This is a genomic window from Pleomorphomonas carboxyditropha, assembly GCF_002770725.1.
Classification (GTDB): domain Bacteria; phylum Pseudomonadota; class Alphaproteobacteria; order Rhizobiales; family Pleomorphomonadaceae; genus Pleomorphomonas; species Pleomorphomonas carboxyditropha.
This window is the reverse complement of the sequence record NZ_NQVN01000010.1, coordinates 170,956-181,402: the sequence shown is the minus strand read 5'-3', so window position 1 is coordinate 181,402 and position 10,447 is coordinate 170,956. Positions and strand designations below refer to the sequence as shown.

Sequence of the window (10,447 nt, the reverse complement as noted above, 5' to 3'; positions counted from 1 at the left end):
CCCCGGCACGCCATCCCGTGAACTTCGCGGCCAAACGGCTGAAGGACAATGAATGGCTGATCGTCGTCACCAATCGCGACGACCCCAGGCAGGCCCTCAACGACTACCGCAAAAGATGGGCCATCGAGTGCCTGTTCGGCGACGCCAAGACCCGAGGACTCAATCTCGAAGACACCCGCATCCGCTCTCATGACAAGCTCTCGTGTCTGCTGGTCGTCGTCACGCTGGCCATGGTCTGGGCCTATCGCTGCGCAACAAAAACCATGGGCAGGAAGGCAATCAGGCGAAAGACACATGGCCGACGGGAAAAATCCTGGTTCCGCATCGGTCTCGACGCTCTCAGAAATTGGATCAGCAACGCTCCGGAAAATGCCGCTGACGCTTGGTTACACAACGCGCCAAATCAACCTCAAGCCAGACCCAAAATATGACAAGTCGTGTACGGTGCCGTGTTTCATGGAAACGCTCTATCTTTTTGAATTGATGCATTTTCTTCACGCGAACCGGTATCCACTTCGCTCGAAAATGCTCTAGCGGATGGTCAGCGCCGTCGCCGACGGCGCCAAACCACCGGTGGCGCCCATCAGCGTGCCGTCGGCGGTGACTACCGGCGGGTGGGCGAAGATCAGGCACCAGAACACCTTGTACTTGGAGTTCGGGTTATAGGCGGTGGCGATGCCCATCAGGCTCATCTCCGGGTCCTTCATGCCGCGATCGTGCGGCGGCGACTGCCGCCAGCCGGAAAAGGCCTCGGCCAGCGTATGGTAGCCGGCCGCCACGTTCTCGCCGGCGTTGGAGAAGGCATAGCCGTAGCCCTTGAGACGGGTGCCGAGCAGCGAATGGCCGTCGACGTCGTGGCCCATCTTGTCGGCCGCCGCCATCTTCTTCGCGTAATCCTCGGCGATGCGGCTGAGGCGCGGGTCGAGCGCCAGCGGCGCGATCCCCGACTGGGCGCGATACTGGTTGAGCATGGATAGCATCTTGTTCTCGTCGACACGCGCCGTCGGAGAGGCGAGATCTTCATAGAAGGTCGGCTGACGCGGCGGCGGCGGCGCGCTCTGGCAGGCGGCGAGAAACAGCGCCGCGCAAAGCGGCAGAAGGGCGAAGGCGCGTCCGGACACGGGGAAATCTCCATGATGGCTCGATCGGCTGAGCCGACCCGCAGGTGGATTTGCCACCAAGAACACGAACGGGTGGTTAAATTTCGGCAAATTCCGGCCAGCCCGAAAGACGGCGATTGGCCCTCGCCTTCGCCATTGCCGGCATGCTAGGCTGAAATTCCTCCGCAATTGCCCGTAGAGAGGTCAGCCTTTGTCCGCCCTTGAAGAGATCGCCGCCATCGCCGGGGAAGCCGTGCTCTGGCGCCGCGATCTGCATCGCCGTCCCGAACTGCTCTACGCCCTCGACGAGACTTCCGCCTTCGTGGCCGGCAAGCTCAGCGCCTTCGGTCTTGACGAGGTGGCGACCGGCGTCGGCGGCAGCGGCGTGGTCGGCGTGCTCCGGGGCCGGCCGGGCAACCGCGCCGTGGCGCTGCGCGCCGACATGGACGCCCTGCCCATCGAGGAGATCACCGGTGCGCCCTGGGCATCCGAAAAGCCCGGCGCCATGCACGCCTGCGGCCACGACGGCCATACGGCGACGCTGCTCGCCGCTGCCCGTCGCCTCGCCGCCGACCGCGACTTTGCCGGCACGGTCGTCTTCGTCTTCCAGCCGGCCGAGGAAGGTGGCGCCGGCGCCCGGGCGATGATCGACGACGGCTTGTTTGAACGCTTCCCCGTCGACGAGATCTACGGCATCCACAACATGCCGGGCCTGCCGGTGGGCCGCTTCGCCGTGCGGCCCGGCGCCATCATGGCCTCCACCGACCGCTTCTACATCGACATCCTCGGCCGGGGCGGCCACGCGGCCCGCCCGCACGAGACGATCGACCCCATTCTCGTCGGCGCCCAATTGGTCACCGCCCTGCAGTCGATCGTGGCGCGCAACACCGACCCGCTCGCCGCGGGGGTGGTGTCGGTCACCACCTTCCACGCCGGCAATACCGACAACGTCATCCCGCAGACCGCCCGCCTCTCCGGCACCGTCCGGGCGCTCGACGAAAAGGTGCGCGGCGAACTCGAGGCGTCGGTCGGCCACATCGCCACCACGGTCGCCGCCGCCTTCGGCGCCGAGGCGAGGCTCGCCTACGAGCGCGGCTATCCGGTGACGGTCAACCACGCCGCCGCGGCGGCGCGGGTCGGCGACGCGGTCGAAGACGCGCTTGGCAGCGACGCCATCGATCGCGCCGCGGCGCCGTGGATGGCCGCCGAGGACTTCTCCTTCTATCTTGAGCGCGTGTCGGGCGCCTATTTCTTCATGGGCAACGGCCCGTCGGCCGGCCTCCACCACCCGGCCTATGATTTCGCCGACGACGCCATCGCGCCGGGCGCCGCCGTCTGGACCGCGCTGGCCAAGGCCAGCCTCGCCGCGGCCGATCGAGCTTAAGGCTTTGGGAACCGCGACCGCCTAACCTGCCCGAGCGGCCGATCGATACAGCCGTTCGGAGGGCATGATGCTCCGCCTCCTCGGATGGGTACTGGCCGCGACGGTGGTCATCGGCTTCTTCGCGCCGCAACTGCAGCGGCTTGCCGAGCTATCGCCGGCCGACGAGGCACCGGCGCCGGTTGCCACGCCGAAACCCGTCGTGGCACTGGGCAGAGCCGAGATTGCCGCCGACGGTCGCGGCCACTTCGTTTTGACCGGCCGCGTCAACGGCCGGCCGCTTTCGATGCTCGCCGACACCGGTGCGACGCTGGTGGCGTTGCGCGCCTCCGATGCACGGGCGGCCGGCCTGATCGTCCTGCGGGGCGACTACACGGCGAAAGTGTCGACGGCCGGCGGCGTTGCCGAGGCGGCGCGCGTGCATCTCCAGGAAATCGAGGTCGGCGATATCCGGGTGACCGATGTCGACGCCCTCGTGCTTTCCGACAACCAGCTCGCCACCAATCTGCTCGGCATGAGCTTTCTCGGCCGTCTCAAGGCGTTTGCCATCGAGAACGGGCGCCTTGTGCTGAGCCAATAAGGCGATCGTACTACACTTGGAAGTATCAGTCGGCGGTCTTCGACTTCATCGTCGTCTGCATGCGCTCGGCGGCGCCGCGCAGAACGACGCGCACGATAACCGCGCCATTCTCTTCCTGTTCCACCTCGGAGAGCCGCCCGTCGACGCGGGCGACGGCGGCCTTGAGGGCCGCGAGCGCCAGATTGGTATCGGCAACGCAGGCGCCTTTGCCCCCACCCGCGGCGGCGCGGGCCTGCACCTGCAGGCCGGCAGTTTCGAAGTCGATGCCCCGGACATCGATCTTCATGTCCACCGGCAGGCTACCCACCTGCGTGTAGGCGAGGAAGGCGGCGAAGCGCGTCACCGCGCGCAGATTGTCCGCGCCACCGGCCACTTCCGGATCCTCGCCGTCGACCTCGGCAACCTGCACCGCGCCGGCTTCCGCCGCCGTGTCGAGCCATTCGCGCGCGAAGGCGGCGACCTGCAGGTGCTCCTGGCTTTTCTTGCCGCCGCCCATCAGCGCGAGGCAGGCCTCCAGCATCTGCTTGTACTCGAAGGTTCTCGTCGTGGCCTTGGCAACGTCTTCCATGCCGGTCTTGAGCGCCGCTTCCGCCGCAATGCGCGCGCCATGAAGCGCGCTGATATCGACGCCGACCAGAACGTTGACCGGCGCCCTGGTTTCCGCTCCGAGCACCAGCGACGCCAGCAAGGCCTGCTTCGGCCCGTTCGGCGTCGGAAACTCCACCGGCCGGATACCGCTCCTGTAGGTCTCGACATAGGCCTTGAGACCGTGGCGCGCTCCGCTCGCCACGTCGCGCAACATCAGCGGCGACACCTCGTTGGTCCTCAGGATATCGCGTCCGAACAGGCGGGCACAGGAAGGATTGGCGAAGAAGGGATGACCGTCGACATTGATCTGCAACACCGCGAAAGGCGACGACTCGATGATGGTGTCGGCCACCATGACGCGGGTCCGCCAGACGTCGGCCAGCATCGACCGCAGGCACTCGAAGGCGAAGGTCAGCCTGCCGACCTCGCCGCCCCACCCCCTGAGCGGTTGACCGCGGTCCGCCGACGCGGGGTCGTGCAGCATGGCCTCGACCACCGTTCGGACACGCCGCAACGGCCACCAGACCATCAGCATCATCACCATCTCGGTGATCGCCGCCGCCGCCGCGCCGCCGCCGAGCGCTATGGTGACGGCTCGATCGTCGCGGATGGTCTCGAGGCTGGTGATCTCGCCGACGTCGACGCGCAGGAAGATGTGAAAAGGCGTGAGCGAAGCCTCGGGCGGATAATAGAAATCAGCCTTGCTGCTGCGTGCCGGACGAAACACCGTGTGTCCGGTGCGCATCACCGCGTTGAAGCTCGCTTCGACGCGCTCGCCGAACACCTGCTGCTCGTGTCCGGAACCGTCGTAAAGGACGCCGCCGCGGATGGCGCCGATCACCACCAGCCGTTCGGCCACGCGGGTAATCTCATCGGCCTTGGTCTGAAAGCGGGGATCGATCGCTGCCGACAGGATCTTGCCGACATCGGCATAGCGCCGCTCGAGATAGCGCTCGTCGTCTTGATCGCGGACCAAGCTGGTAATCGACAGGAGCGCAACGAGCACGGCGCCAAAGGCCAGCACCGACGGCCTCAAGATCGTGGAAATGTGGAACGCCGGGGATGCCACGGAACGCAATCTCTCGGGGAAGGGCGCCAAGCCATACGTTCAACCACCTTAGCAGCCCGGTCTTGCCGGCTCGTTAACTGTCGCCTTCTGCCTTCGGCCGGAGCGAATTCGCGGCAAGCATCCCCTCGGCGTCCGCTGGCTAGCTGGTGAAAGCGATCGTCGTTCCCTGCCGTGGCTTCAGGTAGAAGATGTGGCCAAGATTATAGGCTGTCCTGCCGGTAATGCTCTTCATGACGTCGGCGAAGGGAGAGCTGTAGGCATATGTAACCCGGCCGACCACCACCTCGCTGCCGGCCGAGGCAATATCGCTTGGAACCGCGAGACCGGTGGGCGGTGCTGCGTTTGCGGTCGCGGCGGTATCATGGCGCGCCCTCGACCAGGCAACCTTCTGCCCGGAAGAGGTGATGTCGATGACGACCACCACCACTTTGGCTATGGAAGAATTATATGGCTCGAGAATGGCTGTCGTCGCGTCGAAGATGCCGTTCATCGAGCTCGTACTGACCGAGGTTTGCTGGGCGACGAGATCGGAGATGGTGCTGGCGGCGCGGCTGACCTTGCGATCGATGATGAGAGCCGTCGTCACCTCGCTGCAGCCGGCGTAGATCATCAGCATCAGCGGCAGGATCAGTGCGAACTCCACCGCCGACACGCCGCCGCGTTCCCTTGCGAAACGCTGCCCGAGCCGGGCAAGGCCAGCCGTCATCGATCGGAATCGCACTACCATGGGAAAGGTTCCGTCTGGAAGGCAACAACGGCACCGAGCAGCTGGTCGCCGCTCGCCAACCGCGTCGTGCTGCGCGCCAGCAGGTCGAACATAACCGGCCAGGCGTAGAAACTGCGGACGACGATGATCTCGCTTTTGTTGCCGCTGGTATATTTGGTCGAGGAGATATTGCCGTCCTTGTCGAGCGGACTCGTCGGCGTATAGGAGCCGAAACTCGAATAGGACTGGACGTCGACATAAAGCCGCGCGTCACAGTTAACGAGGCTGACCATACCAGCACAGATCTTCGCCTTGAACTGGTCCTGGGTGAGCGATTGCGCCTTAGCCTCGCCCGTCCGGATCAGCCGGGACGCCGACATGGTGGCCGTATCGAGTACCTGGCCGATGAAGAACATCAATGCCATCTCGAAGATGGCAAACAGCAGCAGGAAGAACGGAATCGAGACGATGGCGAACTCCATGGCCACCGCGCCACGGCGGTCATCGAGAAGTCGCACACGCTGCGGCGCTCCGTCGGCCATAACGGTCGCCGGGCGGCAATGATGGAAGGGCCAGATCAGGCGCAACGAGACTTCTCCCCGCAGCGAATTGGCTCGCAGGGACGGAGTTTGCCTCGAACACCTTACCAAGCGGTGTAGCCGGTCACATTCTACTGGCTGGCCGGAGCGGCTTGGGCCGAAGCGTTGGCAGTGCCGCCGCCAGTACCGCCGGTCGAGGCGGTGGCCGGGCTGCTACTGCCGGCACCGTTGTGCTGGGCGACCTGCCCGAGGATGCCGCCGAAATGCTCCGAATCGTCGCCCGGCACGGCAGTGGGCTGGCACTCCGGAAGGCAGCTCAGCGACTGTCGCTTGGCGCCCTTGTAGACCGTGACGAGATTCTCCGATGCGGCGAGTACGGCAAGCTGGACATCGGTGATGGTCTCGCCCTGCTCGTCGAGAACGATGAGATTGGTCTGGCCGTAGGCCCGTCCGGTCACGATGAGCGTCTGCGCGTCTTGCAGCGTTGCGTCGGCGATCGCCGGATTACCGATCACGATGGTACTGGCCGGTGCCGCCAACCGGTAGATCCTGGCCTGGTCGAGCTCGACCTTCACCATGTCGGCGGCATGGCCCTGGACAGCCATGAGGACCATCGGTCCGGCGAGAACCGCAGCCAGTAGAGCCGAACGAACGAGCCTCGTGGACATGGGACGCTCCGGTAACCATCTGTTCACCGCGATCATGCCGGGAGTTGGTAAACAAAGCGCCAACGGCCTTGCTCTTCTCTGCGCTCCAGCCCGACGAAAGGATCGATGCGTCAGAATGCCTTCCAAATTGACCACACCGGCAAGCGCCATTTTTTGAACAGAAAAAGCAGTTTCTGGCCCTATCGGGATGCATCGTTGGTCAATGGACAGGTAAAAGAAGAGTTTTTTGCCTGCGCGTTCAGTTAACTTTAACCATCCACCGACTTCTGCCAATAGGGTCAAGTTTCATCGATCACCTTAACTCGCTGGAAATAGCTCGCAGCCTATGTTGACCGCGGTTCAGACGGGTCAGGCGAAATTAGACCTTCGAACCTGTGCTGTCAGATAAGTGAGCTTAGGAGTACCTCAAATGAAGGCTCTCGTGTCGCGTTTCCTCAAGGACGAGTCCGGCGCCACCGCCATCGAATACGGCCTGATCGCCTCGCTGATCGCCGTTGCCATCATCTCTGCCGCCGGCCTCTTGGGCAATAACATCGCCGCTAGCTTCAACTCGATTGCCGGCAAGATGAAGAACGCTACCTGAGACCCAGGTGGAAGTTCTGCGTGGCTGCTTCCAACCGGAAGTCGAGGGCGAGGCCGGATGTGTCGCTCTGGCGCGGGCCTGCTGAATTCAGTTCCAAAAGGGGAGGCTAGAACGGCCTCCCCTTACGCGTTTGGACGATCCTTGCCATTCAGATGCCGTTTACCCCACTCGGCTAGCGTCGGTCGCCGTACTTCATGCCTGAGGCATCCCGGAGAAATTCCGTGCAGATCGTTGCGACCCTTTTCGTTGCTATCTTCCCTATCGTGGTTACGGTCGCTGCCTGTTACGATCTCCTGACCATGCAAATTCCGAACCGCTTCCCGGCGGCGCTCGCTGTTGCCTTCCTGGCGCTGGCGCTTCTGTCCGGCCTGCCGCTCGCGACGATCGGCATTCATCTTCTCGTCGGCCTCGGCCTGCTCGCCGGCACTTTCGCCCTGTTCGCCTTCGGTTTCCTCGGTGGCGGCGACGCCAAGTTCGCCTCGGCCATCGTGCTCTGGCTCGGCATTGAACAGGCTCTACCTTTCCTGGCGCTGACCGCCCTGTTCGGCGGAGCGCTGTCGCTGGTCATCCTCGGCTTTCGCGCGTTCCCGCTGCCCGCCGCGCTGCTCGGCTGGCCTCCAGCCTTGCGCCTGCACGAAAGGGGCGCCGGCGTCCCCTATGGCGTGGCGCTCGCCGCCGCCGCGCTGGTCGTCTTTCCCGATACGCAATGGTTTCTCGCTCTTGCGAAAGCGTGAACCGGCAGGGACCGCCAATTCCTGACGATTCCTGAACGGCCGCTACAAACCGAGACGATTTCCAACAACCTATTAACCATAAATTCAGCGTTACCCCGTGTACTTGGACCCCGAGTGGAACGCTCGTCGTCCTTTGTCGCGAGGCAACATCATGCGCCCGATCCAACTGGTCATCCTGCTCGTCGCCGTCGGTGCCGCCGCCGGCGCCGGCCTCATAGCGACCCGGATCGGCACCCGCGCGCCGGACACCCCCCGGACGGTTGCCGCCCAGCCGGTGGCGCCGCCGATCGACCTCGAAGACGTGCTCGTTGCCGCCAAGGATATCGGCGTCGGCAAGACCGTCGATGCGGAAAACGTCAGTTGGAAACCCTGGCCGAAGGACGGACTCAGCGACGGCTATATTCAACGATCGGCTGAACCGGATGCCGTCACCGATCTGAAGAGCATGCTGGCGCGCAGCCCCATCCTGGCCGGCGAGCCGATCCGCAAGGCCAAGCTGGTGCGGTCCGACCGCGGCTTCCTGTCCGCCGTCCTGCCCGAGGGCATGCGCGCCGTGGCGGTCCGCGTCAACGCCGCCTCGACGGCCGGCGGCTTCATCCTGCCGGAGGATCGCGTCGACATTCTCCTGGTGCGCCAGAAGGATGCCGGCGAGGCCGTCGCCGAGACCATCCTGACCGACATAAGGGTGCTGGCCATCGATCAATCGGTGCAGCAGACCGGCGACGACAAGCAGCCGTCGATCGTGGCGCAGAACACCGCAACGCTGGAGCTCACGCCCGACCAGACCGAGCTCGTCACCCAGGCCCAGCAGATCGGCTCGATCTCGCTGGCGCTCCGTCCCCTTGTCGATAACGACCAGCCGGCTGCCCGCCAGCGCAAGCCCACCGGCGTCGCCGTCGTGAAATTCGGCGTCGTCTCTCGCGTCACGGCCCAGCAAGCGCCATGAACCAAGCGCCCCGACCGACCGCAACCGCAGGAAACCCGGTCATGAACCGCTGCCTAGAGCATTTTCGAGCGAAGTGGACACCGGTTCGCGTGAAGAAAATGCGTCAATTCAAAAAGATAGAGTGTTTTCGCGTTTCCATGAAACGAGCAAACGCTCTAGCGCTGACCCTCTCTTTCGCGGGTCTTTTCGCTGCCGGCCTCGCATTTCCCCTCGAAACCGCCCGCGCCGCCGATCCCGCCGCCATCAGCTCGGTCGCCGACATCGAAGGCCGGGTCATCAACCTCGGTCTCAACAAGTCGATGGTCATCGACCTGCCCGAGGATATCCGCGACGTTCTGGTGTCCAACCCGGCGGTCGCCGACGCGGTGGTGCGCAACAATCGCAAGATCTACCTGATCGGCATGAGCGTCGGCGAGGCCAACATCTTCCTGTTCGGCAGCGGCAATCGCCAGATCGCCCATTTCGAGCTGGTGATCGGTCGCGACACCGTCGGCCTCGAAAGCACCCTCGCCGACGTCATTCCCGGCTCGCACATCAAGGCGCAGTCGCTCGGCGATTCGCTGGTGCTGTCGGGCACCGTCACCTCGGCCGAAGCGGCGGCCACCGCCGCCAATATCGCCGCCAAGTTCGTCGGCTCGACCGACAAGATCGTCAATTCGATCACCGTTTCCGGCTCGGATCAGGTCAACCTTCGCGTCGTCATCGCCGAGGTGGAGAAAAACACCGTCAGGAAGCTCGGCATCGACATGGCCGCGGCGGGGGGCGTCGTCGCCGCGGCGAGCTCTCCCAACAATCTCACCTCGAACCTGGCGGGACTATCCTCCGACTCCACCAAGCTGTTCGGCATAGGCGACGCCAGCACCAGTTCGGCGCTGAGCATCGGAACGGACCACTTCGCGGCCATGATCAACGCCCTGAAGACCCAGGGCGTGGTGCGTACGCTGGCCGAGCCGAACGTCACGGCGATTTCCGGCCAGCCGGCCAAGGTGGTGGTGGGCGGCGAGATTCCCTACACGCTGGTCAGCAACAACGGCAACACCATCAACTTCAAGGAATACGGCGTCATCCTGAAGTTCACGCCGGTGGTGCTGAGCTCGGGCCGCATCAGCCTCAACATCAACACCGAGGTGAGCGACATCGACACCTCGCTCAGCTCCGACGTGCCGGGCATCAAGAAACGCGGCGCCGAAACCACCGTCGAAGTCCCGTCCGGCGGCGCCATCGCCATCGGCGGCCTGCTGCGCGACAACATCTCCAAGACCATCAACGGCACGCCGGGCCTGTCCGACCTGCCGATCCTCGGCGCGCTGTTCAAAAGCGAAGCCTACCAGCGCCAGCAGACCGAGCTGGTGGTCTTCGTAACGCCCTATCTCGTCAGGCCCGTCGCATCGTCGGCCCTCACGCGTCCCGACCAGAATCTCAACTTCCAGGCGGACGCACAGAGCTATTTCCTCAACCAGATCAACCGCATCTACCGCGTCAACGGTGCCGCTTCCGGTTCGTACCAGGGCCGCTACGGCTTCTCCTATGACTAAGCCGGCGCATTGGAGGAG

12 protein-coding genes are annotated in these 10,447 nt (G+C 64.4%); 7 read left to right on the top strand and 5 right to left on the bottom strand.

What is annotated here, in order from left to right; genetic code table 11:
• Positions 1 to 431, top strand: a 431-nt coding sequence (locus CJ014_RS15945; RefSeq protein ID WP_165790861.1) for a transposase, incomplete at its 5' end; no start/stop codon positions are given.
• Positions 432 to 530: 99 nt separating this feature from the next.
• Here the strand turns inward: CJ014_RS15945 and CJ014_RS15940 are convergent.
• The gene (locus CJ014_RS15940) at positions 531 to 1,121 is read right to left on the bottom strand and encodes a CAP domain-containing protein (RefSeq protein WP_245427390.1); all 591 of its coding nucleotides are present in this window, start codon (positions 1,119 to 1,121) and stop codon (positions 531 to 533) included.
• A 190-nt stretch (positions 1,122 to 1,311) separates the two neighbouring features.
• Between CJ014_RS15940 and CJ014_RS15935 the strand changes: the two genes are divergently transcribed.
• The gene (locus tag CJ014_RS15935) at positions 1,312 to 2,484 is read left to right on the top strand and encodes an amidohydrolase (protein ID WP_100081469.1); all 1,173 of its coding nucleotides are present in this window, start codon (positions 1,312 to 1,314) and stop codon (positions 2,482 to 2,484) included.
• A 64-nt stretch (positions 2,485 to 2,548) separates the two neighbouring features.
• Positions 2,549 to 3,061 carry a retropepsin-like aspartic protease family protein gene (locus tag CJ014_RS15930; RefSeq protein ID WP_100081468.1) on the top strand — a complete coding sequence of 171 codons (513 nt, stop codon included), beginning with the start codon at positions 2,549 to 2,551 and terminating at the stop codon, positions 3,059 to 3,061.
• Positions 3,062 to 3,086: 25 nt separating this feature from the next.
• Here the strand turns inward: CJ014_RS15930 and CJ014_RS15925 are convergent, their stop codons facing one another.
• The 4 genes from CJ014_RS15925 to CJ014_RS15910 all read right to left on the bottom strand — a co-directional run bounded on the left by CJ014_RS15925 (position 3,087) and on the right by CJ014_RS15910 (position 6,631).
• Positions 3,087 to 4,718, bottom strand: coding sequence for a hypothetical protein (locus CJ014_RS15925; RefSeq protein WP_100081467.1), 1,632 nt, complete (start codon positions 4,716 to 4,718; stop codon positions 3,087 to 3,089).
• Positions 4,719 to 4,857: 139 nt separating this feature from the next.
• Positions 4,858 to 5,424, bottom strand: a complete 567-nt coding sequence (locus tag CJ014_RS15920; protein WP_165790860.1) for a TadE/TadG family type IV pilus assembly protein — start codon at positions 5,422 to 5,424, stop codon at positions 4,858 to 4,860.
• A 14-nt stretch (positions 5,425 to 5,438) separates the two neighbouring features.
• Positions 5,439 to 6,011 (bottom strand): TadE/TadG family type IV pilus assembly protein, encoded by a 573-nt coding sequence (locus CJ014_RS15915; protein WP_100081465.1) that lies wholly within the window; start codon positions 6,009 to 6,011, stop codon positions 5,439 to 5,441.
• Positions 6,012 to 6,094: 83 nt separating this feature from the next.
• The gene (locus CJ014_RS15910) at positions 6,095 to 6,631 is read right to left on the bottom strand and encodes a pilus assembly protein N-terminal domain-containing protein (protein ID WP_165790859.1); all 537 of its coding nucleotides are present in this window, start codon (positions 6,629 to 6,631) and stop codon (positions 6,095 to 6,097) included.
• A 409-nt stretch (positions 6,632 to 7,040) separates the two neighbouring features.
• Here CJ014_RS15910 and CJ014_RS15905 point away from each other — a divergent pair, with 409 nt between their 5' ends.
• The 4 genes from CJ014_RS15905 to CJ014_RS15890 all read left to right on the top strand — a co-directional run bounded on the left by CJ014_RS15905 (position 7,041) and on the right by CJ014_RS15890 (position 10,429).
• Positions 7,041 to 7,214: a Flp family type IVb pilin gene (locus CJ014_RS15905; RefSeq protein WP_100081463.1), complete on the top strand. Its 174-nt coding sequence runs from the start codon at positions 7,041 to 7,043 to the stop codon at positions 7,212 to 7,214.
• A gap of 194 nt (positions 7,215 to 7,408) precedes the next feature.
• Positions 7,409 to 7,948 (top strand): A24 family peptidase, encoded by a 540-nt coding sequence (locus CJ014_RS15900; protein WP_100081462.1) that lies wholly within the window; start codon positions 7,409 to 7,411, stop codon positions 7,946 to 7,948.
• Between the two features lie 151 nt (positions 7,949 to 8,099).
• A complete protein-coding gene (cpaB, locus tag CJ014_RS15895) occupies positions 8,100 to 8,894 on the top strand; it encodes a Flp pilus assembly protein CpaB (protein WP_100081461.1) in 795 nt (264 codons plus the stop codon).
• A 137-nt stretch (positions 8,895 to 9,031) separates the two neighbouring features.
• Positions 9,032 to 10,429 carry a type II and III secretion system protein family protein gene (locus CJ014_RS15890; RefSeq protein ID WP_165790858.1) on the top strand — a complete coding sequence of 466 codons (1,398 nt, stop codon included), beginning with the start codon at positions 9,032 to 9,034 and terminating at the stop codon, positions 10,427 to 10,429.
• Positions 10,430 to 10,447: the final 18 nt, after the last annotated feature.

What these genes read in the sequence shown, in the direction of transcription:
- CJ014_RS15930 (WP_100081468.1), top strand. Translation starts at nt 2,549, where the DNA reads ATGATGCTCCGCCTCCTCGGATGGGTACTGGCCGCGACGGTGGTCATC.
- CJ014_RS15920 (WP_165790860.1), bottom strand. Translation starts at nt 5,424, where the DNA reads ATGACGGCTGGCCTTGCCCGGCTCGGGCAGCGTTTCGCAAGGGAACGC.
- CJ014_RS15910 (WP_165790859.1), bottom strand. Translation starts at nt 6,631, where the DNA reads ATGTCCACGAGGCTCGTTCGTTCGGCTCTACTGGCTGCGGTTCTCGCC.
- CJ014_RS15905 (WP_100081463.1), top strand. Translation starts at nt 7,041, where the DNA reads ATGAAGGCTCTCGTGTCGCGTTTCCTCAAGGACGAGTCCGGCGCCACC.
- CJ014_RS15900 (WP_100081462.1), top strand. Translation starts at nt 7,409, where the DNA reads ATGCCTGAGGCATCCCGGAGAAATTCCGTGCAGATCGTTGCGACCCTT.
- cpaB (WP_100081461.1), top strand. Translation starts at nt 8,100, where the DNA reads ATGCGCCCGATCCAACTGGTCATCCTGCTCGTCGCCGTCGGTGCCGCC.
- CJ014_RS15890 (WP_165790858.1), top strand. Translation starts at nt 9,032, where the DNA reads ATGAAACGAGCAAACGCTCTAGCGCTGACCCTCTCTTTCGCGGGTCTT.